We start from the raw sequence: 22,933 nt of genomic DNA on the forward strand, positions 1-22,933 counted from the left end.
CGACGGTGCGCGCGACCGCGGAATGCGACGGTGATTTAACCGATGTGTTCGATACCGGAAACAGACAGGAATGGAGAAGGCGCTCTGGTACCTCCTGGTCGGAACGCGAGGCGGCCAGAGCCGCGTACGGATCATTCGCGCCATCGAGGACCGACCGCGGAACGCGAACCAGCTGTCGGAGGTCGTCGACCTCGACTACAACACCGTCCGCTACCACCTCGACACCCTGCTGGAGCACGACGTCGTCGAGAAGGGCGGCGAGGACTACGGCGCGATGTACTTCCTCACCGACCGGTTCGAGCATCACCGCGAGGAATTCGAGCGGATCACGGAGGAGATGGACTAATATGGCAATGAGTACCCTGCTGGTCGTCGCGAGTGCGTTCTCCGCGCTGAACGCCGTACTGCTAGCCACCCTCACCGCAGTGTGGGTGCGTAACTACCGGACGTTCAGGACCCCGATGACGGCGGGGCTCGTCGCGTTCTCGCTCGTCATGCTCCTCGAGAACGTCACCGCGCTCTACTTCTTCTTCTCGACGAACATGCTGTACAGCGGCGACCCGGTCGTCCACCAGGCCGTCGCCGCACTCCGAGGCCTCCAGTTCGTCGCCCTCGTCTTCCTGACGTGGGTCACGCTGAAGTGACCGCCGCGTCACGTCGTCGCGCACCCGAGGTCGCCCCGTCGACGTCGAACGCTGGCGCACCTCAGTCGTCGTTCGAGCCCCGCCGTCCCCATGCCGCGAGGGACGCGCGGAACGCCTGCTTCCAGACGAGCGAACCGCCGACCGCGACCGCGAGGACCCCGAGCGCCGTCAACGCCACCGCGTCCCAGTTCGTCACGGCGAGCGCGCACGAGAGCGTCTCGCGAGCGCAGCCTGCGGCGAACAGCTCGCGGACGAACGCCCCGAGGTAGAGGAGGGTCGCGCCCACGGCCAGCGCGGCGGCCCCGGCGAGCGCCCGACCCACGAGCACCGGCCAGGCTGGCGAGTCATCCGGGCCGTCGCGGTCGCGCTCCCGGCGGCGCGCGCGCTGGGAGGTCGCGGCGGCTGCGAGGAGAGCGAGCGCCGCGGGGACGATGAACACCCCTGCCGACCAGCGGCCGACGACCACGACGGCAGCGACGGCGAGCGCGCCGAACCACGCGACCGTCGGCCGGGTCGTCCAGGCGCCGACGGCCGCGACGACGACGAGCGAGACGATTCCGAGCACCGTCGCCGCGAAGAACGCGTCCGCGAGCGGGCCGACCCCGAGCGAGACGCCCGCGGCGACGGCCGCCGCGAGGACGGCGAGCGCGCTCGCGACGCGAGCACCAGTCGCCGCCGACGCACCGACTCCCGTGCGGACCACACGAACGCCTTCGACCGTCCACGTCATTACGACACTGGCTTTCCACGACGACAGTCGCCGTCGTTCCCGTCGTCCGAGCGTCGGGCTGACCAGGCGAGTCCATCACTCCCTCCGTCCACTCCGTCGGCGTCTGCCGAAGTGACCGCGACGAGGCCATGTCATCACCCTGTCGAAACCGCCGAAGGACGCCGATGGCCGTCGCTCTGGAGTGTAGAGCGACGGGGTAGGCCGGCGAGCCGGCCCCGAGTGGCGAACCACGCGAGGTGAAAGGGGCTCCCCGTCCGTGCCGTCACCCGTTCTCTCTCCCGGGCACGGATAACCCCTCCGACTCCGCGAGGGCCGGCGTCGACCCCGTCGGGTCGACCCGCTCGTCGACGACTGAGAGGCGCGTCGAGAGCGTCCGAGACGCCCGCGTCGCGGGCGGCGCGTTCAGAACGCGATCGGGACGACGTCCGTGAACAGGACGAGCGCGGCGAGGCCGCCCATGACGGCGAACGCGACCGCGAACACGCCGAGGTTCCAGTCCTTCACCGTCTTCCCGTCGAGCGGCCCGAACGGAATCATGTTGAAGCCCGCGAGGAAGGCGTTTATCCAGACGCCGAGGCTCGCGACCGTCGACAGCAGGCCGTCGCCGGGTGCGACGACGAACAGCGCGAAGAACACGCCGGCGAGCACGAGGTTCGTGACGGGGCCGGCGATGGCGATGAGGCCGTTCTGCTTCGGCGTGATGTTCCCGCGATGGTAGACCGCGCCGGGTGCGGCGAACAGGAACCCGACCATCGCCGAGAGGATGGCGAGGCCGAGCATCTGGTAGTCCGCGCGGAACTCCGCTATCTGCCCGAAGTGCTGCGCGACGACCTTGTGCGCGAGCTCGTGCAGGAGGAAGGCGACGCCAGCGGTGAGCGCGCACATCCCGAAGAGCGTCGCGACGACCACGACCTCTCCGGAGAACAGCGCGTTCCGGAAGAGCAGGAGGACGAACGCGACGCTGAGCGCGATCCACGCGAGCCCGAGGTCGCGGAGCTCGGTACTGGAGGTCCTCACAGACCGACCACCCCGCGGACGATGTCGATGCCGTTCTCCGCGCCCTGCACGAGGAGGTCGAGGACGCCCTGGATGCCGCCGACCTCGGGCGCGAGCCACGGGAGGACGACGACCGGGAAGAGCACGCTCGCGACGAGACTCCCGATGTTCGCCGCCGCGACAACCATGATGAGGCGGAACAGCGGAACGGCGAACAGGTTCCGGACGACGTCCATGAGCGGGGACTCCTGGTCGTTCAGGATGTCGTTGAGCTTCCCGATGTCCGCGACGTTCACGGGCGTCTTCCGGAGTTCGACGTACCCCGCGAACCAGCCGGGGGCGAGCAGCGGGTTGAGGCTCGTCATCCACGCGACGGCGCCGGCGACGCTTGCACTCGACCAGTGCCCGCCGGCGAGCTTCGTGAGCACGAACGCGAACGTCCCGTTGAACAGGAACCAGGCCGCGAACAAACGGAGGAGGAACGCGTCCTCCGCGCCGCCGAGGACGAGGAGGCCGAAGAACGCGACGAACCCGAGCGTGATGAGGTACCCGAACAGTTTCGCCACCGAGAACCGCGACCCGGACTCGGTCCCGACGAGCTCGTCCATCGGCGGGAGGCGGTCGGGGTGCTCGAGGTACTCCTCGATGCCAGCGCGGTGGCCGGCGCCGACGACCGCGACGACGTCGTACCCCTTCTCGCGGAGCGCGACGAGGTTGTGCGCGATGTACGCGTCGCGCTCGTCGATGAGCGCGCTCGCACCGCCGGGGCTGAACTGGCGGAACTCCTCCATCATCACCGTGACGACGTCCGCGTCCGTCATCTGGTCGACGTCGAACTCCTCGACGTCCTCGCCGCTGCCGACGCCGAGCGCGTCGAAGAGCACGCCCAGGCCGACGCCGACGCCGATACCGCCGCCGATGCCGATGAAGCCGCCAGCGAGCAGGTTCCGGAGGGGGCCGGCGATTACGCCGCCGAGGTACGGGTCGAGGACGCCCGTGACCGCGACCGCGGCGCCGACGCCGAGGCCGACCGCGGCGGCAGCGACGAGGCTCGTCCACTCGTCGAGGTACCGGTCAGTGACGGTGAGTGAAGCGTACCCGACGACGCCAGCGGCGAGTCCTCCGGTGGCGACCGAGAGCAGGCCGGCGTCGGTGAGGACGCCCGCGAGCGGGAGCCCGAACCCGAGCAGGGGCGCGAGGAACACGCCGAGGACGAGGCCGACGGTCACGCCGACGAGTCGCGGGTCCGCGGCGCCGAACGCGAGCCCGCTCGCGGTCTGGAGCTTCTCGAAGAACGTCATCCGCTTCCAGAACCGCTGGATGGTCGTCTGGATGTCGCGGTCGACGAGCGCCACCCCGAGTCCGCGTTCCTCCGCGGACTCGACCGCGGCGAGCATGTCCGCGCCCGGCGTCACGTCGAACCGGTCGCCGAGGCGCGCCTGCACGTAGCTCAGCATCCAGTACGCGAGGAACTGGAAGACCGTATTGCCCGACAGGAGGTCCGTCGGATCCAAGTCGTCTGGCGTCTCCCCGCGGAGCTGCCGGTACCGGCCCTCGTCGAGCTCGACCGCGACGACGTCCGGATGTCGCTCGTCGATCGTCCGTTCGACCTCGTCGACGGACTCCTGGGAGACGTGCGCCGTCCCGAGGACGTGCACGCTCCCCTCGCCGTCCGCCGGGTCCGGTGCCGTCGGCCCCGGCGTCGGCGGTGCCACGTCAGTCATCACTCCACGCTACCGCGTGGCCTCATAAACACGTGTCGGACCGTGCCAGCGCCCCACGCACTCCCCGCTCGTGGTTCCGGGCTCGTTCACTCGCTCGACGTCGCAACTCCACGACCACCAGCCGCTGGTGGCGGCGCCGCGACCCGAACCGATACCACGCTGGTCGACGTACGCGAACGTATGACACTCCCCGATGGCGTCCACGACCTCGCCGTCCCCTACGAGCACGACGGCCACGCGCTCGAACTCCATCCCGTCGCCGTCGAGACCGCGAGCGGATTCGTCCTCGTCGACGTCGGGCTCCCCGGCGCCGTCCCGAAGGTCCGCGAGGCGCTCGACGCCGCCGGGTTCGCGCTCGCCGAGGTGTCGACCGTCGTCCTCACGCACCACGACGGCGACCACGCCGGGGCACTCGCCGCCCTCGAGGACGAGGTGGACGTGTTCGTCGTCGCGCACGCCGACGAGGCGCCGTACGTCGACGGCCGCGAGTTCCCCGTGAAAGCAGACCCCGAGGGCGACCGGTACCCGCCCGCGACAGTCGACCTCGAACTCGTCGGCGACGAGACCCTGAACACGACCGCCGGCCCGATGCGCGTCGTGAACACGCCCGGCCACAGCCCGGGGCACGTCTCGCTGTACCTCCCCGACCACCGACTTCTCCTCGCCGGCGACGCACTCGTCGCGGACCACGGCGACGACCGCCTCCACGGCCCGAAACCACAGTACACGCCCGACATGGAACGCGCCCACGAGTCCGTCGGCGCGCTCGCCGACCTCGACGTCGACCGCACGCTGTGCTATCACGGCGGCCTCGTGGAGGACGGCACCGACCGCATCGCCGAACTCGCAGCGCAACCGCTCGAGGACTGACGACGAAGTCACGGAATCGACGAGTTCACTATCTCGACGAGGCTGTCGCTACGCGACGCGAGAACGGGTGAAGAAGCTGGGAGCCGCTTAGATGCGGCCGACGGATTCGACGCTGACGGATTCGACGCCCTCGACGTCGATGAAGCCCTCCTCGACGGCTTCCGTCCCACCTGCGTCGTCGGGGACGATGACCGTCGGGAGGAGTGCGACGAGACCGAACGCGACGTCGTCACGCTCGACGCCGTTGATCTTCGCGCCCTCGGGGAGCGAATCCTCGAGGCGGTCCTGGAGGTCGTCCAGGTCGATCTCGGGGCTCTGCGGCATGACCTTGATCTTCGCGGCGACCTTCCCCATCGTTATGGCCCCTCGAAGCCGCAGTCGTCACACTCGTAGAGGTTACTCTGCTTCCGGCACTTCGCGCATCGGAAGATGACGTCCCCACAGTCGGGGCACTTGAAGCGCGCGGCGTTCGTGCCTGCGATGTTGAGCCCGCAGGAGATGCACCGGCGCTGCTCCGTTGATTGCGACTCGCTCATACAACACCGTGTGAGGCGTTTGGGTATAACGGTTGTCTTTCGAATCGACTCCACGAGCATCCGGCGGCCGGCAGGCCGCCGGTTCCTGGGGTGGGTGAAATCGACTCCACGAGCGTCCGGCGGCCGGCAGGCCGCCGGTTCCTGCGAGGGTAGAATCGACTCCACGAGCGTCCGGCGGCTGCTGGGCTGAGGGTTGGGTGAGGGTGGGGGTGCGGTCGGTCTCTCGGGTCGGTGCTGGGGGAGTGATTTGTGATTGGGGCGCGTATGTTTGGGGATGGACGAGTGGCGTCGGTCGGTCCGGTCGTGGTTCGAACGGGTCGACGTTCGAGTCGTCGGGGTCCTCGAGCGGCACGGGCATCGGTTGCATCGACGTTCGCTGGGTGTGTTGTTCGTCTGGCTCGGGTTGCTGAAGCCGATGGGGCACGAGACGGCGACGTCGTTGCTCGCGCACACCGTCTACTGGGGGTCGCCGGAGACGATGGTGGTGGTGTTGGGGTGGTGGGAGGTCGCGATTGGAGTCGCGATGCTGTACCGGCCGCTGGTCCGGGTCGCACTGGCGTTGCTCCTGGTTCGGATACCCGGGACGCTGCTCGCGTTCGTGCTCCTGCCGGAGGTGACGTTCATCGCGTTCCCGCTGGTACCGACGCCGGAGGGACAGTACCTCCTGAAGGACGTCGTGTTGTTCTTCGCTGCGATGGCTATCGGCGGCACCATCCGGCACGGCCGGTCCTGAGCGGCTACGGGCGGTCGATGCGGGACTGGCACGTGCGAGAGCGTCGCGGCGCCGCCGGTTGCGTCTGTGCGTCGAGCGGGCGTCAGCCGAGCGCGATGGGGAGGGTGAGGACGCTCATGAGGTGGACGCGTTTCACGCCGAGGCGCACGGGGGCGAGGCCGACGACGGTGGCGACGGCGAACAGACAGCAGCCGACGACGCCCCCGAACGTCCACGCGGCGAGCGCGAGCGCGAGGAGTGCGAGCGCGACGACGGTCCGCTGGTCGGCGGCGCCGACGACGGCGAGGTAGCGGTCGCCGACGGTGACGACGACGAGCGCGCCCGCGACGCCGGCGACGACGACCGCGGCGACGAGCACGGGGAGGACGAGCGGCGCCCCGATGTCGTCGAACGCGACGAGGACGCCGGTCCGCGGCGTTCCGAACGCGACGAGCGCGAACACGGCGAATATCGAGTTCGCGGTGTTGACGCCGGAGACCGTGGCGAGGTACCCGCGGTCGCCGGCGTCCCCGGGGACGACCGCGAGCGCGAGGACGGCGGCGACGCCACTGGAGACGCCGGGGAGGTAACCGACGGCGCCACCGCCGGCGGTGCCGGCGAGCGCCGCGCCAGCGAGCGCGACCGGCGACCCCCTGACGGCGGCGTCGCCCTGCGGTGGCACGCCGTCGCCCTCCAGCGCGTCGAGGAGAACTGGCGCGCCGAACAACCCGCCGAAGATCGCGGCGAGCGCGCTCTCGCCGAGCGGCCCCGACACGTCGACGTCGAGCGCGAGCGCACCGAACCCGCCAGCGAGCGCCGCAACCACGACCGCCGCACCGCGATGCCGCCACGACCGCTCCGTCGCCGCGAGCGCGAGCGTCGCCACCACGAGCACCACGGCGAGGTGCGCGTTCAGGACCGGGACGAGCACGCGCATCGCTTCCGTCACCGGCCACGCCGCGACGAGCGCGAACGCACACGCGCCGAGACTCCCGAGCGCCGACACCCGCAGCGCCTCCCGCCCCCGGCCCTCCAGGACGAGTCGATGCCCCGGCAACGCCGTCGCCGCCATCGCCGCATCCGGCACCCCGAGCGATATCGCCGGCACCACGTCCACGAACGAATGCGTCACGCCCGCACCCAGTACCGCCACCCCGACCGCGAGCGAACTCCCTGGCATCGACGGCGCCACGCCAGCCAGCATGAGCGCGAACGCGTTCGCGTGCACGCCCGGCGTCAACCCCGACACGCACCCGAGGCTCACACCCAGCACGAGCCCCACGGCGACGTCCACGCCCACCATCACCGACCCTGGCCGCCCACTCACGGAAGAACCCACGCACAGCTACCTGGCTCACGTCACCTCTTGCAGGCCGTTCACAGGACGGAGCTACCGCTACCCGGTCGGCACGTCAAAGAAAGGTCGAAATCGAAATCGAGCGCGCGTTCAGCCGAAGAGGTCGCCGAGGCCCTCGCCGCTGGCCTCCTCGTCCTCGTCGTCGTCGCTCGTGTCCGGGACGTCCGACGTCTCCTCGACGTCCTCGTCCTCGTCGTCGCCGCCCTCGTCGGCGGACTCGTCGCCACCGGCTGCGCCGCCCGCTGCGGCACCGCCCGCGGGGACCGCGGCCGCCTCGGCGACGGCCTCGTCGATGTCGACGTCCTCGAGCGCTGCGACGAGCGCCTTGACGCGGGATTCCTCCACGTCGACGCCGGCGGCCTCGAGCACGCCCGTGATGTTGTCTTCGTTGATCTCTTCGCCCGTCTCGTTCAGGATGAGTGCTGCGTAAACGTACTCCATTGTGAATTATCCGAACATGTTGCCGAGCGCGTCGCCACCGGCCTCCTCGTCGTCGTCATCGTCGTCGTCGGAGTCCTCGGCGTCCGCCTCGGTATCGTCTTCTTCAGTAGTCGATTCGTCCTCGGCCTCGTCAGCAGCGTCCTCGGCGGCCGCCGCAGGCGCTTCCACGTCCTGCAGGCCCTCCGGGAGCGCCTCGGGGTCGTCGACCTGCGCCGCGAGCGCACGCACCTGTGCGTCCGCCTTCGCGACGAGGTCGTCCGCGAGGTCCGGGCTCTCGATAGCTGCCTGCAGGCCGACGGACTTCGCTTCGCCCGTCGCCTTCGCGAGCAGCGTCGACGCCGTCTGCGCGGTCGGATAGACCGCGTTGACGGAGAGGTTCCGGGCACCCGCGGCAGCCGCGGCGACGTCGTCGCGGTACGCGTCGACGTCGATGTCCAGGTCCTCGGGGTCGAACATGACGCCCTCGGAGAACACGGCGCGGAGGTCGAGCCCGACTTCCTTGGGCTCGATGCCGAGTTCGCTCAGGACGTTCGCGAGGTCGTCGGAGACCTCCTCGCCGGTCGAGAGGACAGTCGAATCCTCCGTGACCTTGATGGAGCCCTCCATGATGCGCGCCTGCGCACCGACCTGCTGGAGTTCGCCGACGAACGGCCCGGGGTCGACACCAGTGTCGCCCTCGGGGATGACGATGTCGTTCGGCGCGACCTCGCCCGCGTTGATCGGGGCAGGGGTCTTCGACGCTTCGAGCGTCTTGTAGAGCGTGAACGGGTTGTCGTTCGTCCCGATGAGACCGACCTGACCGGCGATGTGCTCGGTCAGGTCCTCGACGCCCTCGTCGACCTCTTCGAGCGCGCGCACCAGCAGCGTGTTGCGGCTGACGCGCAGTTCCGTGCTCGGCCAGAGGTCAGCGCGCATCGCCTGGAGCTGTCGGCTCGGGATGCCCGCGATGTTGACGACACCGATCGAGTCGTAGGACTCGATGGTCTCGACGAGGTCAGCGACCTCCTCGCGCTTCCATTCGGGAAGGTTCTCGGTCTTGCGCTCCGCTTCGGCGCTCATGCGGGCACCTCCACGCTCGGCCCCATCGTCGTCTTCACGAAGATGGAGTCGATGTTGAGCGGGCCCTTCTCGAGGTTCGCCTCGAGCCGACGGATGATGACGTCGATGTTGTCACCGATGTCCTCGTCCGTCATGTCCTCGGCGCCGACGCGCGTGTGGAACGTGCGGCGGTCGCCGGAACGGAGCTGGACCGTGTTCTTCATGCGGTTGACGACTTCGACGACGTCGTCGTCGGGGCTGAGCGGGGTCGGCATCTTCCCGCGCGGCCCGAGGATGGTCCCGAGGTACCGACCGACGTCCTGCATCTTCGCCTCTTCGGCGATGAAGAAGTCGGTCTCCCCCGCGAGGTCCTTCGCGGCGTCGTCGTCGTCTCCGAGGTCGGCCAGGTCGTCGCCGTCGAGTACTTCGTCGGCGACGTCTTCGGCGCGGAGCCCCGTCTCGCCGTCTGCAATGACGACGATGCGGGTCTCTTGGCCTGTTCCGGCCGGCAATACCACTGACTCGTCGATACGCTTCGACGGGTCGTTGAGGTCGAGGTCGCGCAAGTTAATCGCGAGGTCCACCGTCTCCCGGAAGTTCCGGTCGGGTGCGTCCTCGAGTGCGCGAGAGACTGCATTCTCTATATCCTGGTCTGCCATCGTTCACCTCCGTAGTACGCGTAGTGCTCCTACGGGTCAGTGAAACAGGCGAAGCCTGTCTCGCTTGGAACGTGACCCAACGGACTCTTAAACCCGTCGAAGTGCTGGACCCACGGGAGAGCGACGCAGGGCCGTGCGTGGTCGACGAGCGGATGCAGGGGTGATTCGCCCGCGTGCGGACGAAGGGGTGAATCGCCCAGTGCGCTCATATGTGTGTCCCGCGTCGATTCGGTCAGATGCGACTGTCGACGACGCTCGTCGGCCTCTTGGTCGTGCTCTCGGTCGTCCTCGGGAGTACGGTCTACGCCGGGTTCGCGCTCCACACGGACGACATCGTGCAGAGCGAGCGTGCGAACGTGAACGAGACGGCGGCGACTGTCGCGCACAACCTCCACACGCAACTCGAGGCGAAAGAGCAGGTGGTTCGCGTCGGTGCGCGAGCGCACGGGCTCGCCGACCACGGGAGTGACCATCAGGAGGAGGCGTTGAGTGCGTTCCTGTCGACGTCGCGGTTCGACGGCGCGAGCGTCGTCGCGGCGAACGGGACGGTGATGGCGTTCTCCGCTGAGGGGACGAACGCGACGGAGCGCGAGCGCGTGCTCGGGACGGATCTGAGCGACCGCCGGTACGTCCGCGAGGCGCTCGACGGCAGAGTGTACGTGAGCGAGCCGTTCCGCGCGGACTCCGGGAACCTCGTGGTCGTCGTGAGCACGCCCATCCGCGACGGGACGGCGGTCGTCGGGACGCTGAACGCCGCCATCCACCTCGAGGACCCCGAGGAGGACCAGCACGGCGTGTTCTCGGACCTCAGTCACCTCGTCGACCCCGGGCAGACCGTAACCGTTCGGTCGGGCGCGCGGACGCTCTTCGAGGGCGAGGCGGTCGACGGACGGACGTTCCGTGCGACGGAACCGGTCGCGCAGACGGACTGGGTGGTCGTCGTCGAACAGGACCGGTCCTCAGTCACGACCCGGCTGCGGACGGTATCGATAGTGCAGGGCGTCGCGCTCCTGGTCGTGCTCTGTTCGGTCGGCGCGGTCGGGTACTGGACGTACCGGACGAACATCCAGCAGATAGCGGACCTCCGCGCTGGCCTGAGCGCGCTCGAGAACGGCGAGTACGACGTGGACGTGGCGCTGTCGGGGACCGAGGAGTGGGACGAGATCGGCGAGCGCTTCGACCGCGTCGGCACCCGTCTCGAGCAGCGCGAGAGTCAGCTCAGGGTCCTGAATCGCGTCCTCCGGCACAACGTCAGGAACGAGATGAACCTCGTGCTCGGGCACTCGCAGTCTCTCCGCGAGGACGACGCGGACGTGGAGACCCACGCCACCGCCATCGAGGCCGCCGTCCAGGACACGCTCGAGATAAGTGACAACGCGCGGATGATAGAGGGCCGCATCCGCGAGGCGACGGCCGGTCGGGCACCGGCACCGCTCTCGTCGGTGGTCGCGGAAGCAACCGCGGCCGCGGACGGGCCGTCCGCGGCGAACGTCACCATGGACGTCCCGGACGACGTCGTCGTCGCCGACGGGGACGCCGTCCGCACCGCGCTCGCGGAGATCGTCGAGAACGCGCGCATCCACAACGACCGACCGCCTGCGGACCGCGACGTCGCCATCACCGCACGCGACAGCGAGGACCGCGTCCGCCTCACCGTCAGCGACAACGGCCCCGGGCTCCCCGACATCGAACGCGACCTCCTCGCCGGCGGCCTCGACGCCTCACCCGTCGACCACGGCGAAGGCCTCGGCCTCTGGATCGCGCGCTGGCTCGTCGAACGTGCCGACGGCACCATCACGACGACGTGCGACGACGGGACCGTCGTCCACATCGACGTCCCGACGGTCTACGCGGAGAACTGAGACTGGATGCGGAGAGACTGGATGCACGTCGCAATCGCTGGTGGCGACGTCGAAACGAGTGAGAGAATGCCTGAAATCAGGCTTCGGCTTCGGGGAACGTGTCGTCGTACTCGCCCGCGTCGATGCGCTTCTTGAACTCGCGCGGGTTCTCGCCCTCGATCGTCACGCCCAGGGACGTGCACGTCCCGACGACTTCCTTCGCCGCTTGCTTGGAGTCGTACGCGAGCAGGTCGGTGAGCTTCTGTTCGGCGATCTGCTTGACCTGTTCGACGGTGAGGTCCGCGACGAACTCCTCGTGGGGCTCACCGCTGCCGGTGTCGAACCCGGCCTCGTCCTTGATGAGCTCCGCGGTCGGCGGAACGCCGACCTCGATGCTGAACGAGCCGTCGTCGTCGTACTCGACGGTCACGGGGACTTCCGTCCCGTCGAACGCTTCCGTCTGTTCGTTTATCTCACTGACGACAGCCTGCACGTCCACGGGTGTGGGACCGAGCTCGGGACCGAGCGGCGGGCCAGGGTTGGCCTGTCCACCCGGAACGAGCACTTCGATGGTTCCAGCCATACTCGATAGGAGCCTCGGGCGAGTTTTAACGCTTACCTTTCGCGGGCGACCTGTCGGCGTGGCTGCATCGGTCGGGTCGCGAGCGCGCCCGTTTCCGGCCCAGATGGGGCGTGATAGCGTTCCGCAACGGCAACGCTTACCCGGGTTCCGAGTGTAGCCGTGCGTGTATGTCCAAGCAAGTTCACGCCGTTTCCGAGGAAGGGTTCAGTACGACGACGAGCATCCGCGACTTCGAGCAGACGATCGACGCGACGGGCGAGGACGCGCCGGACACGCTCGAGACACTCCTCAGCACGTACGCGGCGTGTTTCGTCCCGGCGTTCCGCGTCGCCGCGGAGCAGCGCCAGGCGGGCGACCTCGGGCGCGTCGAGGTCGACGTGACCGGCGACCTGAACGACGACGACAAGCTCGCGGCCATCAGTTTCGACGTGGCCGTCGAGGGCGACGTCGGCGACAAGGCCGAGGCGGTCGTCGAGCGCGCGGAGGAACTCTGCAAGGTCCACGACGCCCTGAAGGCAGACCTCCACGCCGACATCTCGTTCACCGGCGACGCGTTCTGAGGTCGAGGTCGGCGCGCGCACTCGCGGCCGAACGACGCTTTTCTTTCGACGGATTGCAGCGGAACCCTGATAGGACGCGTGGGCGTATTCGTGGGTATGACCGAAGAGTGGACGAACCGCGTCGTCGGCGAGCGGATGGCCGTCGACCAGGAGTTCAACGACCGCGTCACGGGGTCGGAGTTCTCGAACCAGGAGTGGAGTCTCATCATGAGCGCGACCAAGTACACCATCGACGACCCCGAGAACCCCGATGGGGCGAGCATCGTCGTGGACCGCGACGCGACGAACCTCGAAGCGATCATGCCCGAGTTGGAGAACATCCAGGAGCAGATGGGCGCGCTCGGTGGCGCCGGCGGCGGGAAGTCCGACGTCGGCGGGAACAAGGGTAGCCTGTTCGATGGCGTGAAGAGCGCGCTCGGCCTCGGCGGTGGCGGGTCGAGCGACGAGGACTACGCCGCCCGTGCCGAGACCGCGCGCGAACTCGCCGGCGAGTACGGCCGCGAACTCCAGAACCACCTCGAAGCGAAGGGTCGCTGGGAGGAGGTGTGCGCGATAGCGGCGGCGGAGGACGCGAGCGGTGGCACGGCCGCGGAGTCGGCGAGTGACGACGGCGACGAGCGTCTCGACGACGCGCCCTGAGTCGCCGAACGCGTCGCCGTCAGATGGAGACCTCGTCGTTGCGCGACGGGTTGGCGGCGCGGTCGTCGTAGTGCTTGCGGCCGATGTGGTCGTCGTCGAGGTTCGCGAGCACGGTCTCGTGGAGCGCGGTGGCGGTCTCGTACGCTTCTTCGTCGGTTCGTTCGAGGACGGTCGCGACGACGACGGGGTCACCGTTGGGTGGGTCGATCTCGACGTCTCCGACGGTGTCGAGGACGTCGCTGTGAGTGGCGGGGAAGGAGAGTTCGGTCTCGAACCGGTCGTGGACGTGGTTCGGGCTGTCCGACTCGACTTGGTCGCTTGCGTGGTCCGTCATCCCGTCTGGACCGTGGCGTTCGTCACGGGAATGTGTCGTCCCGAACCTCGTTGGCTCCCGGGGGGAGCGTCCGACGGGGCGGTGTGGGGCGTCCGGAACCGTGCGCGTGTCGCGTTCGGGTCGCTTAGAGTTCGTCTAGGATGGCGTTCCCGACGTCGTCGGTGGTGGCGTCGCCGCCGAGGTCGGGCGTGCGCGGCCCGGCTTCGAGGACGGATTCGACGGCGTCGCGGACGCGCCCTGCTTCCTCGTCGTAGCCGAGGTGTTCGAGCAGCATCGCCGCTGAGAGCACGGTCGCGCTCGGGTTCGCGACGCCGTCGCCGGCGATGTCGGGCGCGCTCCCGTGTACGGGCTCGAAGAGCCCGTTCTCGCGGCCGACGTTCGCGCTCGGCAGCAGTCCGAGGCCGCCGACGAGGCCGGCGGCGAGGTCCGAGAGGACGTCGCCGGCGAGGTTCGGACAGACGACGACGCCGTAGTCGGTCGGGCGCTGCACGAGGTGCATCGCGAGCGCGTCCATGAGCGCCTCGTCGACCTCGCTCTCGTCGATATCGGGGTGTTCGCGGGCGACCTCGCGGCACCGGTCGAGGAATCGACCGTCGGTCTCGCGCATCACGTTCGCCTTGTGCGCGACCGTGACGTCGTCGTAGCCGTTCTCGACCGCGTAGTCGAACCCGAACTCGGCGATGTCCCGGGAGGCGTCGTCGGTGACGACCCGGGTGAGCGTCGACACGCCCTCGGTGATCTCGTCCTCGATACCCGCGTAGACGCCCTCGGTGTTCTCGCGGACGAACACGAGGTCCGTCTCCGGTTGGAGGGCGTCCACGCCCGGATACGCGCGCGCCGGGCGCACGTTCGCGAACGAACCCACTGCCTCGCGGAGCGGGAGCACGACGTCCGCGGCGGTGTCGCCCGCGGCTCCGAATATCGTCGCGTCAGCGTCAGCGACCGTCTCGTAGGTCGCGTCCGGGAGCGGGTCGCCGGTCTCCGCGGCGACCGCGTCGCCGGCGTTCGCGTGCACGAACTCGAAGTTCCCGACGGCGTCGAGGACGTCCACGGCGACCGGGACGACCTCCTGGCCGATGCCGTCGCCGGGGACGACCGCGATGCGGTCCGCGCTCACGCGTCCTCACCACTGGCGGCGTCGATGCGAGCGCGGGCGTTCGCGACGACGTCGTCGTCGACGTACGGGAGCGACTCGGCGGTGTCCGCGACCGCGCTCGCGTTGCTCGCCATGAGCGCGGTGGTGTCCCAGACGCCGTCGACGAGCGCCGTCCGCTGGGCGTCGTCGACGGTCACGTCCACGGTCGTCTCGCCGTACGTCACCGTCTCCGCGGCGACGTCCACGTCGATACTACCGTTCGGGTTCGCGTCCACCCAGTCCTGGAGGTCCTCGACGGTCGCCTCGTCCGCGGTGACCGTCGGGATGCCGAGCGCGAGGCAGTTCCCCGCGAAGATCTCCGCGAAGCTCTCGCCGACGAGCGCGTCGATACCCCACCGCATCAGCGCCTGGGGCGCGTGCTCGCGCGAGCTCCCGCAGCCGAAGTTCTTGTTCGTGACCATCACGCTCCCCGACCGGAACCGCTCCTCGTTCATCGGGTGCGCTTTCTCCTCGTCGTCGTCCGTGAACCGCTGGTCGAAGAACGCGAACTGCCCGAGGCCGTCGAACGTCACGACCTTCAGGAAGCGCGCGGGAATGATCTGGTCCGTGTCGATGTCGTTCCCGCGGATGGGGACGCCCGTCCCGGAGACGTGCTCGACGATCTCCGCCGGCCCGTCGCTCCCGTCGCTTTCGCCGCCGGTCATGCCTCGGTCACCTCCTCGGGGTCGACGCGGTCGACGTCGCGGACGTCAGTCACCTCGCCGTGGATGGCCGCGGCGGCGACCATCTGCGGGTTCATGAGGATCGTCTTCCCCTCTTTCGACCCCATGCGGCCGACGAAGTTCCGGTTCGACGAGCTCGCACAGGCTTCGTCGCCTTCCAGTTGGTCCTCGTTCATCCCGAGGCACATCGAGCAGCCGGCGTTCCGCCACTCGAAGCCGGCGTCGCGGAACACGTCCGCGAGCCCTTCCTCTTCGGCGGCCTTCTGGACGCGCTGGCTGCCGGGGACGACGAGCGCGCGGACGTCCTCGTGGACCTCGCGGCCCGCGACGACGCTCGCCGCTCTGCGGAGGTCCGGGAGTCGCGCGTTCGTACACGAGCCGAGGAACGTGACGTCGACCTCGTAGCCCTGCATGGTGTCGCCGGGCTCGACGTCCATGTGCTCCTGTGCGCGCCGCGCGGTGTCCTGCTTGTCCGCGGGCAGGTCCTCGGGCGCCGGGATGGGTTCGTCGACGCCGACGCCCTGTCCCGGGGTGGTGCCCCACGTCACCATCGGCGCGAGCGCGTCCCCGTCTATCTCCACGACGTCGTCGTACGTCGCGTCGTCCGCGGAGCGGATGGACTCCCAGTACGCTTTGAGGTCCTCGAAGTCCTCGCCATCCGGGACGCGGTCGCGGCCCTCCAGGAACTCGTACGTCGTCTCGTCGGGGTTCACGTAGCCGGCGCGAGCGCCGCCCTCGACGCTCATGTTGCAGATGCTCATCCGGCCCTCCATCCCGAGAGACTCGACGGCGGGCCCGCCGTACTCGTAGACGTACCCGACGCCGCCGTCCGTGCCGAGCTTGCGGATGATCTGGAGGATGACGTCCTTCGCCTCGACGCCGTCGCCGAGGTCCCCGGTGACTTCGATGCGGCGGACGTCCTGCTTCTCCATCGCGATACACCCGGTCGCGAGCACGTCCCGAATCTGGCTCGTCCCGATGCCGAACGCGAGCGCGCCGAACGCGCCGTGCGTGCTCGTGTGCGAGTCACCGCAGACGATGGTCTTCCCGGGCTGGGTGAGGCCCTGCTCGGGGCCGACGACGTGCACGATGCCCTGGTCGCCCGTGTCCGGATGCGAGAAGTCGATACCGGCCTCGCGGACGTTCGCCTCCAGTTCGGTCATCATCGTCTCCGCGGCGTCGTCGTCGAACGGCCGCGACTGGTCCGCGGTCGGGACGATGTGGTCGACCGTCGCGTGCGTCAACTCCGGATACGCGACCTCCATGTCGCGCTCCTCGAGCATCCCGAACGCCTGCGGGCTCGTCACCTCGTGCACGAGGTGCAGCCCCACGAACAGCTGGTCCTGGCCGGTCGGGAGCGTATCAACCCGGTGGCGTTCCCAGACCGCGTCGTAGAGCGTGCCCTCGCTCATTCTTCGTCGACGACGTCGGCCGTGTCGCCGACGCGCTCGAACATCCGGTTCCCGTGGCCCCCGTCCGGGGCCTCGTGCGATACGTCCTTCATCGGTGTCGCGTCGTCGTCGCGATCGTCCGCATCGCCGGCCGGAGCGTCGGCGTCCGCGTCTGCGTCGCCAGCAGCACCGTCGGCGTCCGCGTCCTCGGTCGGTGACGCCGCGTCGTCGACGGCGTCGCGTCGCCCGCCGTCGGCGACGATGGTGACGCCGTGCTCGAACACGGACCCCATCGACTCGTTCGTGTAGGGGTTCGTGTGGCTGACGTCGCGCATCGGGGTCGATTCGTCGTCGGTGTCTCGTCGGGTATCGGTCATTGAAATATGTCGTGTCGTGTGGGTTCCCGCGTCAGTCGTCCGCGGCAGCCGGCTCTGATTCCTGCTCGTCGCTCTCGTCGTCCTCGCTCCAGGAGAACAGCGCGCGGAGGTCCTCACCGACCGCCTCTATCTCGTGGTCCTCCTCGGCCTGCACGAGCTGGTCGAACTTCGGGCGGCCGGCCTGGTTCTCGAGGATCCACTCGCGAGCGAACTCGCCGTTCTGGACCTCCTCCAGGATCTCCTCCATGTTCTCGCGGACGTCCTCGTCGACCACGCGGTCGCCGCGCGTCAGGCCACCGTACTCCGCGGTGTAGCTCACGGAGTGCCACATCCCGCCGAGTCCGTCCTCGTACATCAGGTCGACGATGAGCTTGAGCTCGTTCAGGACCTCGAAGTACGCCATCTCCGGGCTGTATCCGGCGTCGACCATCGTCTCGAACCCTTGCTTGACGAGCGACGTGACGCCGCCACAGAGCACGGCTTGCTCGCCGAACAGGTCCGTCTCCGTCTCCTCGGCGAACGTCGTCTCGATGACGCCCGCTCGCGTGCACCCGATACCTTTCGCGTACGCCAGCGCTTCCTGTGCGGCTTCCCCGGTCGCGTCCTGGTAGACCGCGAGCAGGCCGGGCGTCCCCTCGTCGCGCTCGTAGTTCCGGCGCACGATGTGGCCGGGCGACTTCGGAGCGACGAGCGTCACGTCGACGTCCTCCGGCGGCCGGATCTGATTGTAGTGCACGTTGAACCCGTGCGCGAACTGGACCGTGTCGCCTTCGTCGAGCGCGGGCTCTATCTCCTCGAACACCGCGGGCTGGACGGTGTCCGGAACGAGGATACTCACCACGTCCGCTTGCGCCGCGGCCTCGCGCGGCGTCGCCACGTCCAGGCCGTCCTCTTCGGCGACCGGCCACGAGTCCGAGGACTCGCGGAGGCCGACCACGACGTCGAACCCGCTCTCGTGGAGGTTCAGCGCGTGCGCGTGCCCCTGGCTCCCGTACCCGAGTACCGCGACCGTCTTCGATTGGAGGTACGATTCGTCAGCGTCGTCGTCGTAGTACACCGTCGTACTGAAATCGTCGTCTGTCATGCTTGCTCCGTGGTTGCGTCGTCCGCCGTTCCGTCTTTCGGTTCGCCGTCGTCGCTCGCGTCGGCGCCGTCGACGGGTTCGCCGCCGTCGGTGGCTGCCGCCGCCGCCTCCGTCTGTCCGGTCGTCTCCGTCGGTGGCGTCCCGGCCGTGCTGTCCGTGCCCCGGGCCTGCGCGGCCGTTCCCGTCCGCGTTATCTCGCGGACGCCGAACTGGCCGAGCGTGTCGATCGCGCCCTCGATCTTCTGTCTGGAGCCCGTGACCTCGACGGTCACCGTCTCCCGGGACGCGTCGACCGTCCGCGCGTCGTACATGTCCGCGACCGCGGCGACCTCGCTCGGGTCCGCCGCGTCGACCTTGATGATCGCGAGCTCTCGACGCACCGCGTCGGGGTCGAGCTCGCGCACCGAGATGACGGGGATGAGCTTCCGCAGTTGCTTCTCGACCTGGTCGATGCCCGGGTCGGGCTCCTCGACGACGACCGTGATGCGCGCGCGCTCCGGGTCGTCCGTCGCACCGACGGTCAGGCTCTCGATGTTGAACTGGCGGCGACTGAAGAGGCTCGACACCTCCGACAGCACGCCGGGCTCGTGCGCGACGAGCACGCTGATGACCGCGCGCCGCGGCTCGCGCTCCGCCTCGACCTCCGGGTCGACGCGGATGCCTTGCTTGTTACGCCGGCCCTGCGGGCGCGGGCGCTCGTCGGGCGTCGGCCCGGCGAGCCCCTCGCGCTGGTGGTCGGCGCGCGCCATCGGCACCATGTCGTCGTGGTTCGTCGGCGTCGGCGTCGTCCCGTCGTCGCTCGCCGTCGCCGGGTCGGTCGATTCCTCGTCCGCTGTCGTCTCGTCGTCGCTCATAACTGATCAGCCTCCAGCGCGAACTGGCCGTTGTCGCCGCCGCTCGGAACCATCGGGTAGACGTTCTCGCCGGGGTCGACGTGGAAGTCGACGACCGCCGGGCCGTCGTACGCGATGGATTCCTCGACGGCGTCGGCGACCTCGTCGTAGTCGTCGACCGTGATGCCCTTCGCGCCGAACCCTTCGGCGAGCGTCGCGAAGTCCGGGCACCAGCCGTACTCGCTGGCGGCGTGCCGGCCGTCGAAGAACGCGTCCTGCCACTGGCGGACCATCCCGATGTACTCGTTGTTCAGGACCGCGACCGTGACGTCGAGGTTCTCGCGGACCGCGACCGCGAGCTCCTGCATCGTCATCAGGAACGACCCGTCGCCTTCGAACGAGACGACGGCCGCGTCCTCCTTCCCTTCCGCGTCGGCGGCGATGCGCGCGCCGATGGCGGCGGGCAGCCCGTACCCCATCGTGCCGAGGCCGTGACTGGAGACCCAGGTACGGGGTTCGGTGTACGTCCAGTACTGCGCCGCCCACATCTGGTGCTGGCCGACGCCGGTCGTGACGATGGCGTCGTCGCTCGTCGCGGCGTCGTACGCCTCGACGACGAACTGCGGTTTCAGGGGTTCGTCGGCGGGCGCGGCGTACTCCATCGGGTACTCGGACTGCCACTGCTTGCAGGTGGCGCGCCACTTCGTCGCCGACGGCTGCTCGTCCATCGCCGCGTCGAGTTGCGTGAGGACGGTCGCCGCGTCACCGATGAGCGGATGGTCGGCCTCGACGTTCTTGCTTATCTCCGCGGGGTCGATGTCGATGTGGACGACCTCGGCGTCGGGCGCGAACGTCTCGATACCGCCCGTCAGTCGGTCGTCGAACCGACAGCCGACCGCGACGAGGCAGTCGGTGTGCGTGAGCGCCATGTTCGCGTACCCCGTGCCGTGCATGCCGCCCATCTCGAGGCTCAGCTCGTGGTCCTCGGGGAACGACCCGAGCGCCGGCATCGTCGTGACGACCGGGATCTCGTAGTCCTTCGCGAACGCGCGGGCCTCTTCGGTCGCTTCGCCTTTGATGACGCCACCGCCGATGAGGAGCACGGGTTCGTTCGAGTCCTCGATGGTGCGCGCGGCGTCCTGCACCGCGTCCGCGGGGGCGCGCTCCTGGACGTGGTACGTGTCCGGGGGCGTCGCCGGCCCGGGCTCGCGGTCGGTCTCGCCCTGCGTGACGTCCTTCGGGAGGTCGACGAGCGTCGGCCCCGGTCGGCCGGTGCTCGCGAGCGCGAACGCCTCGCCGACGTCGTCGCCGACGCGGTCCGAGTTCGCCGCGAACGTGTTGTCCTTCGTGATGGGCGCGGTGACGCCGGTGGTGTCCGTCTCCTGGAACGCGTCGTTCCCGACGAACTCCGTCGGGACCTGGCCGGTGAGCGCGACCATCGGGTCGCTGTCCATGTTCGCGTCCGCGATGCCGGTGACGAGGTTCGTCGCCCCCGGCCCGGAGGTCGCGAGGCACACGCCGGGCGTCCCGGCGACGATACCGTACGCGTCCGCGGCGTGCGCCGCGGCCTGCTCGTGCGCCATCATGTAGTGCGTCAACTCCGAGTCGAACACCGCGTCGTAGACGGGCATGATCGCGCCGCCCTGGACGCCGAAGCAGTGCTCGACGCCGGCGTTCTCGAGCGACCGGACGACGGACTGCGCGCCCGTCGTCACCGGCGTCCGCGCGGGCGCGTCGTCGGCGGCGTGCTCGTCGCTCGCCGTGGAGGTCGCGTCGTCGGTCGCCGGCTCGGCGTCCGCCTCGGCGGCGGCCTTCGCGCGTTCGCTCACGCGCAACACCCCCGGCTGCGTGGTGTCGGCGCCGAACGGTCACGTGACTCGGCAATCCCAGTGGTGGCTGTCGAATATCGGTGCGTCGCTAACTGTGTGCGTCGTGCGTGTGTGGTGTGTGCTGCGGGCATCTGTCGTCGTGCTGTCGAACGGACTCGGTGGTGATGGTCGAACGATACGCGGGGTCGAAGGAGAGGGATGTGAGGGGCTAGTACGCCCCTACAATACCGATGGTCCGTACGACGGCACCGCCGCTCCCGGCGAGGAGCGTGCCCGCGGTCGCGACGGTCGACTGCATGTACCTCCCGCTGAAGGCGACCGGCCGTATAGCTCTTGCGGGCCGTGCAATCGTTACCGCTGTGACGGCTCGCGCGGCCGCGACACGGCCAGCTCGCGGGGGGTGCTGTCGAACGGACCGAGGTCCTCACGCGCGGACCTCCTCGTGGTCCTCTTCGCTGACGCCGACCTCGCGCGCGAACGCCTCGACGTCCTGCATCGTCACGCGCTCGTCGTCGGCGCCCTTGTCCTTCACGCGCCGCGTCACGGCGCGTACCTCCTCGTCGGTCGGCTCGAACCCGGCGTCGGTCAAGCGCTCGCGGACGCTGTGCGCGCCCGTGTGCTTGCCCATCACGAGCTCACGCGTCGCGCCGACCATCGCGGGCGTCATCACGCCCGGCTCGAACGTGTCCGAGTTCTCGATGACGCCGGCCGCGTGGATACCGGACTCGTGACTGAACGCGTTCGCGCCAGTCACCGGCTTGTTCCCCGGGACGTCCATCCCGGACTTCGCCTCGACGAGCTTCGAGAGCGCCGTGATCTCGGTCGTGTCGATACCGGTGTCGACCTGGTAGAGCGACTCCAGCGCCATCACGTACTCCTCGTACGCGGCGTTCCCGGCGCGCTCCCCGATGGAGTTCACCGACACCTGCGCCTGGTCCGCGCCCGCTTCGATGCCAGCGAGCGCGTTCGCGGTTGCGAGCCCGAAGTCGTCGTGCGTGTGCACGTCGATGTTCGCCGTCGTGTGCGCGTCCACGACCTCGATGAGGTCGGCGAAGCGCGTCGGCGTCGCCACCCCGCACGTGTCGGGGATGTTGATCCAGTCGACGCCGGCGTCGGTCACGGCCTCGACCATCTCGACGAGGTAGTCCTCGTCCGTTCGCGTCGCGTCCATCGGGGAGAACATCACGGTCGTCCCCGATTCGGCGACTCGCTCCACGGCCTCGACGGAGCGCTTCTTGACGTCCGCGCGCGTCGAGTGCATGGAGTCCTCGATCTGGACGTCGCTCGTGCTCGCGAACACGTGGACCATGTCCACGTCGGCGTCCAGTGCGGCTTCGACGTCCTTGTCCACGACGCGCGCCAGTCCACACGTCGTCGCCGTCGTGGACTTGGCGATGTCGCGGACGGCCTCGAACTCCGCGTCGGAGTTCACGGGGAACCCGGCCTCGATGACGTGGGTGCCCATGTCGTCGAGCGCCGCTGCTATCTCGCGCTTGTCTTCGTAGCTGAATGAAGTCCGCGGACTCTGTTCACCGTCGCGCAGCGTCGTGTCGAAGACGCGCGCGGCGTCGATTTCAGTCGTAGCGTCCAAAGTGCCCTTGAAGAACTCGATCGCCCTGACTGGTGTCAGAGCGGGACGTGTCGTTGGATGACATCGTACTCCGTCCCAGGGGGAAGGTGGTATTAAAGCGTTCCGCCCAGACAGTTCTTGCCGGCCCCCGCCCCGTGGGCGACCATGGTCGGACGCCACGAAACCGCAGGACGGCGGCGTGTGAATACTCCTTAAACATCCTTGGACACTGCCATGTGGTATGGTGTCGAACCGCGTTTGAACTATCGTGACGTACTTTCCTGCGAGCACAGAACTTGACAACGAACAGAATCGGTGCTGGCGCGCGCCACGAGCCCCGTCGGTTGTCAACCTCGACGCGCTCGAA

General features: G+C 69.1%; 26 protein-coding genes. 7 read left to right on the forward strand and 19 right to left on the reverse strand.

The features are described from left to right. The first annotated feature begins 70 nt into the window (after nt 1–70). Nucleotides 71–346: a winged helix-turn-helix domain-containing protein gene (locus tag VYJ16_RS09315; RefSeq protein ID WP_227131381.1), complete on the forward strand. Its 276-nt coding sequence runs from the start codon at nt 71–73 to the stop codon at nt 344–346. Between the two features lies 1 nt (nt 347). Then, nucleotides 348–644, forward strand: a complete 297-nt coding sequence (locus VYJ16_RS09320; protein ID WP_336350038.1) for a DUF8036 family membrane protein — start codon at nt 348–350, stop codon at nt 642–644. A gap of 61 nt (nt 645–705) precedes the next feature. Here VYJ16_RS09320 and VYJ16_RS09325 read toward each other — a convergent pair whose 3' ends face one another. From VYJ16_RS09325 to VYJ16_RS09335, 3 genes are all read right to left on the reverse strand, one after another. Then, nucleotides 706–1,347, reverse strand: a complete 642-nt coding sequence (locus VYJ16_RS09325; RefSeq protein ID WP_336350039.1) for a hypothetical protein — start codon at nt 1,345–1,347, stop codon at nt 706–708. 429 nt (nt 1,348–1,776) lie between these two features. Further along, nucleotides 1,777–2,391, reverse strand: coding sequence for a metalloprotease (locus VYJ16_RS09330; RefSeq protein ID WP_336350040.1), 615 nt, complete (start codon nt 2,389–2,391; stop codon nt 1,777–1,779). After that, nucleotides 2,388–4,094: a TraB/GumN family protein gene (locus VYJ16_RS09335; RefSeq protein WP_336350041.1), complete on the reverse strand. Its 1,707-nt coding sequence runs from the start codon at nt 4,092–4,094 to the stop codon at nt 2,388–2,390. The genes VYJ16_RS09330 and VYJ16_RS09335 overlap by 4 nt, the downstream gene beginning before the upstream one ends. Before the next feature lie 180 nt (nt 4,095–4,274). Here VYJ16_RS09335 and VYJ16_RS09340 point away from each other — a divergent pair, with 180 nt between their 5' ends. Next, nucleotides 4,275–4,964 carry an MBL fold metallo-hydrolase gene (locus VYJ16_RS09340; RefSeq protein WP_336350042.1) on the forward strand — a complete coding sequence of 230 codons (690 nt, stop codon included), beginning with the start codon at nt 4,275–4,277 and terminating at the stop codon, nt 4,962–4,964. An 87-nt stretch (nt 4,965–5,051) separates the two neighbouring features. On the opposite strand, the gene VYJ16_RS09345 is transcribed toward VYJ16_RS09340, so the two are convergent. Beyond that, nucleotides 5,052–5,318: an elongation factor 1-beta gene (locus VYJ16_RS09345; RefSeq protein WP_336350043.1), complete on the reverse strand. Its 267-nt coding sequence runs from the start codon at nt 5,316–5,318 to the stop codon at nt 5,052–5,054. 2 nt (nt 5,319–5,320) lie between these two features. Then, the gene (locus tag VYJ16_RS09350) at nt 5,321–5,500 is read right to left on the reverse strand and encodes an HVO_2753 family zinc finger protein (protein ID WP_336350044.1); all 180 of its coding nucleotides are present in this window, start codon (nt 5,498–5,500) and stop codon (nt 5,321–5,323) included. A gap of 274 nt (nt 5,501–5,774) precedes the next feature. Between VYJ16_RS09350 and VYJ16_RS09355 the strand changes: the two genes are divergently transcribed. Next, nucleotides 5,775–6,233: a hypothetical protein gene (locus tag VYJ16_RS09355; RefSeq protein ID WP_336350045.1), complete on the forward strand. Its 459-nt coding sequence runs from the start codon at nt 5,775–5,777 to the stop codon at nt 6,231–6,233. Between the two features lie 82 nt (nt 6,234–6,315). Here VYJ16_RS09355 and VYJ16_RS09360 read toward each other — a convergent pair whose 3' ends face one another. The 4 genes from VYJ16_RS09360 to VYJ16_RS09375 all read right to left on the reverse strand — a co-directional run bounded on the left by VYJ16_RS09360 (nt 6,316) and on the right by VYJ16_RS09375 (nt 9,707). Beyond that, nucleotides 6,316–7,539, reverse strand: coding sequence for a tripartite tricarboxylate transporter permease (locus VYJ16_RS09360; RefSeq protein ID WP_336350046.1), 1,224 nt, complete (start codon nt 7,537–7,539; stop codon nt 6,316–6,318). Nucleotides 7,540–7,659: 120 nt separating this feature from the next. Further along, the gene (rpl12p, locus tag VYJ16_RS09365) at nt 7,660–8,010 is read right to left on the reverse strand and encodes a 50S ribosomal protein P1 (protein WP_336350047.1); all 351 of its coding nucleotides are present in this window, start codon (nt 8,008–8,010) and stop codon (nt 7,660–7,662) included. Nucleotides 8,011–8,016: 6 nt separating this feature from the next. After that, the gene (locus tag VYJ16_RS09370; protein WP_336350048.1) at nt 8,017–9,069 is read right to left on the reverse strand and encodes a 50S ribosomal protein L10; all 1,053 of its coding nucleotides are present in this window, start codon (nt 9,067–9,069) and stop codon (nt 8,017–8,019) included. Further along, nucleotides 9,066–9,707, reverse strand: a complete 642-nt coding sequence (locus VYJ16_RS09375) for a 50S ribosomal protein L1 (RefSeq protein WP_336350049.1) — start codon at nt 9,705–9,707, stop codon at nt 9,066–9,068. The genes VYJ16_RS09370 and VYJ16_RS09375 overlap by 4 nt, the downstream gene beginning before the upstream one ends. Before the next feature lie 236 nt (nt 9,708–9,943). Between VYJ16_RS09375 and VYJ16_RS09380 the strand changes: the two genes are divergently transcribed. Beyond that, the gene (locus VYJ16_RS09380; protein WP_336350050.1) at nt 9,944–11,569 is read left to right on the forward strand and encodes a sensor histidine kinase; all 1,626 of its coding nucleotides are present in this window, start codon (nt 9,944–9,946) and stop codon (nt 11,567–11,569) included. A 76-nt stretch (nt 11,570–11,645) separates the two neighbouring features. Here the strand turns inward: VYJ16_RS09380 and VYJ16_RS09385 are convergent, their stop codons facing one another. Continuing rightward, on the reverse strand, nt 11,646–12,131 hold the full coding sequence (locus VYJ16_RS09385; protein WP_336350051.1) for a 50S ribosomal protein L11: 486 nt from the start codon (nt 12,129–12,131) through the stop codon (nt 11,646–11,648). A 167-nt stretch (nt 12,132–12,298) separates the two neighbouring features. Here VYJ16_RS09385 and VYJ16_RS09390 point away from each other — a divergent pair, with 167 nt between their 5' ends. Continuing rightward, entirely contained in the window at nt 12,299–12,691 is a 393-nt protein-coding gene (locus tag VYJ16_RS09390; RefSeq protein WP_336350052.1) for an OsmC family protein, read from the forward strand. 96 nt (nt 12,692–12,787) lie between these two features. After that, nucleotides 12,788–13,330: a DUF5799 family protein gene (locus VYJ16_RS09395; protein WP_336350053.1), complete on the forward strand. Its 543-nt coding sequence runs from the start codon at nt 12,788–12,790 to the stop codon at nt 13,328–13,330. 19 nt (nt 13,331–13,349) lie between these two features. Here the strand turns inward: VYJ16_RS09395 and VYJ16_RS09400 are convergent, their stop codons facing one another. From VYJ16_RS09400 to VYJ16_RS09440, 9 genes are all read right to left on the reverse strand, one after another. After that, nucleotides 13,350–13,664 carry a DUF5789 family protein gene (locus VYJ16_RS09400; protein ID WP_336350054.1) on the reverse strand — a complete coding sequence of 105 codons (315 nt, stop codon included), beginning with the start codon at nt 13,662–13,664 and terminating at the stop codon, nt 13,350–13,352. Between the two features lie 124 nt (nt 13,665–13,788). Beyond that, nucleotides 13,789–14,781: an isocitrate/isopropylmalate dehydrogenase family protein gene (locus VYJ16_RS09405; protein WP_336350055.1), complete on the reverse strand. Its 993-nt coding sequence runs from the start codon at nt 14,779–14,781 to the stop codon at nt 13,789–13,791. Continuing rightward, nucleotides 14,778–15,464: a 3-isopropylmalate dehydratase small subunit gene (leuD, locus tag VYJ16_RS09410; protein ID WP_336350056.1), complete on the reverse strand. Its 687-nt coding sequence runs from the start codon at nt 15,462–15,464 to the stop codon at nt 14,778–14,780. Before leuD ends, VYJ16_RS09405 begins: the two co-directional genes overlap by 4 nt. Beyond that, entirely contained in the window at nt 15,461–16,894 is a 1,434-nt protein-coding gene (leuC, locus tag VYJ16_RS09415) for a 3-isopropylmalate dehydratase large subunit (protein ID WP_336350057.1), read from the reverse strand. Before leuC ends, leuD begins: the two co-directional genes overlap by 4 nt. Beyond that, nucleotides 16,891–17,250 carry a DUF7989 family protein gene (locus VYJ16_RS09420; RefSeq protein ID WP_336350058.1) on the reverse strand — a complete coding sequence of 120 codons (360 nt, stop codon included), beginning with the start codon at nt 17,248–17,250 and terminating at the stop codon, nt 16,891–16,893. The genes leuC and VYJ16_RS09420 overlap by 4 nt, the downstream gene beginning before the upstream one ends. A 31-nt stretch (nt 17,251–17,281) precedes the next feature. Then, complete coding sequence (gene ilvC / locus VYJ16_RS09425; protein WP_336350059.1) at nt 17,282–18,334, reverse strand: ketol-acid reductoisomerase; 1,053 nt, start codon at nt 18,332–18,334, stop codon at nt 17,282–17,284. Then, nucleotides 18,331–19,083 (reverse strand): acetolactate synthase small subunit, encoded by a 753-nt coding sequence (gene ilvN / locus VYJ16_RS09430; protein WP_379762521.1) that lies wholly within the window; start codon nt 19,081–19,083, stop codon nt 18,331–18,333. Before ilvN ends, ilvC begins: the two co-directional genes overlap by 4 nt. 101 nt (nt 19,084–19,184) lie before the next feature. Further along, a complete protein-coding gene (ilvB, locus tag VYJ16_RS09435; protein ID WP_336350060.1) occupies nt 19,185–20,996 on the reverse strand; it encodes a biosynthetic-type acetolactate synthase large subunit in 1,812 nt (603 codons plus the stop codon). A gap of 424 nt (nt 20,997–21,420) precedes the next feature. Next, nucleotides 21,421–22,626 carry a LeuA family protein gene (locus VYJ16_RS09440; protein WP_336351106.1) on the reverse strand — a complete coding sequence of 402 codons (1,206 nt, stop codon included), beginning with the start codon at nt 22,624–22,626 and terminating at the stop codon, nt 21,421–21,423. Nucleotides 22,627–22,933 lie beyond the last annotated feature (307 nt).

The sequence above is a fragment of the Halorubellus litoreus genome (assembly GCF_037081675.1).
Lineage (GTDB): Archaea > Halobacteriota > Halobacteria > Halobacteriales > Natrialbaceae > Halorubellus > Halorubellus litoreus.

What these genes read in the sequence shown, in the direction of transcription:
- VYJ16_RS09315 (WP_227131381.1), top strand. Translation starts at nt 71, where the DNA reads ATGGAGAAGGCGCTCTGGTACCTCCTGGTCGGAACGCGAGGCGGCCAG.
- VYJ16_RS09320 (WP_336350038.1), top strand. Translation starts at nt 348, where the DNA reads ATGGCAATGAGTACCCTGCTGGTCGTCGCGAGTGCGTTCTCCGCGCTG.
- VYJ16_RS09335 (WP_336350041.1), bottom strand. Translation starts at nt 4,094, where the DNA reads ATGACTGACGTGGCACCGCCGACGCCGGGGCCGACGGCACCGGACCCG.
- VYJ16_RS09340 (WP_336350042.1), top strand. Translation starts at nt 4,275, where the DNA reads ATGACACTCCCCGATGGCGTCCACGACCTCGCCGTCCCCTACGAGCAC.
- VYJ16_RS09345 (WP_336350043.1), bottom strand. Translation starts at nt 5,318, where the DNA reads ATGGGGAAGGTCGCCGCGAAGATCAAGGTCATGCCGCAGAGCCCCGAG.
- VYJ16_RS09350 (WP_336350044.1), bottom strand. Translation starts at nt 5,500, where the DNA reads ATGAGCGAGTCGCAATCAACGGAGCAGCGCCGGTGCATCTCCTGCGGG.
- VYJ16_RS09355 (WP_336350045.1), top strand. Translation starts at nt 5,775, where the DNA reads ATGGACGAGTGGCGTCGGTCGGTCCGGTCGTGGTTCGAACGGGTCGAC.
- rpl12p (WP_336350047.1), bottom strand. Translation starts at nt 8,010, where the DNA reads ATGGAGTACGTTTACGCAGCACTCATCCTGAACGAGACGGGCGAAGAG.
- VYJ16_RS09370 (WP_336350048.1), bottom strand. Translation starts at nt 9,069, where the DNA reads ATGAGCGCCGAAGCGGAGCGCAAGACCGAGAACCTTCCCGAATGGAAG.
- VYJ16_RS09375 (WP_336350049.1), bottom strand. Translation starts at nt 9,707, where the DNA reads ATGGCAGACCAGGATATAGAGAATGCAGTCTCTCGCGCACTCGAGGAC.
- VYJ16_RS09380 (WP_336350050.1), top strand. Translation starts at nt 9,944, where the DNA reads ATGCGACTGTCGACGACGCTCGTCGGCCTCTTGGTCGTGCTCTCGGTC.
- VYJ16_RS09385 (WP_336350051.1), bottom strand. Translation starts at nt 12,131, where the DNA reads ATGGCTGGAACCATCGAAGTGCTCGTTCCGGGTGGACAGGCCAACCCT.
- VYJ16_RS09390 (WP_336350052.1), top strand. Translation starts at nt 12,299, where the DNA reads ATGTCCAAGCAAGTTCACGCCGTTTCCGAGGAAGGGTTCAGTACGACG.
- VYJ16_RS09395 (WP_336350053.1), top strand. Translation starts at nt 12,788, where the DNA reads ATGACCGAAGAGTGGACGAACCGCGTCGTCGGCGAGCGGATGGCCGTC.
- VYJ16_RS09400 (WP_336350054.1), bottom strand. Translation starts at nt 13,664, where the DNA reads ATGACGGACCACGCAAGCGACCAAGTCGAGTCGGACAGCCCGAACCAC.
- leuD (WP_336350056.1), bottom strand. Translation starts at nt 15,464, where the DNA reads ATGACCGGCGGCGAAAGCGACGGGAGCGACGGGCCGGCGGAGATCGTC.
- leuC (WP_336350057.1), bottom strand. Translation starts at nt 16,894, where the DNA reads ATGAGCGAGGGCACGCTCTACGACGCGGTCTGGGAACGCCACCGGGTT.
- VYJ16_RS09420 (WP_336350058.1), bottom strand. Translation starts at nt 17,250, where the DNA reads ATGACCGATACCCGACGAGACACCGACGACGAATCGACCCCGATGCGC.
- ilvC (WP_336350059.1), bottom strand. Translation starts at nt 18,334, where the DNA reads ATGACAGACGACGATTTCAGTACGACGGTGTACTACGACGACGACGCT.
- ilvN (WP_379762521.1), bottom strand. Translation starts at nt 19,083, where the DNA reads ATGGCGCGCGCCGACCACCAGCGCGAGGGGCTCGCCGGGCCGACGCCC.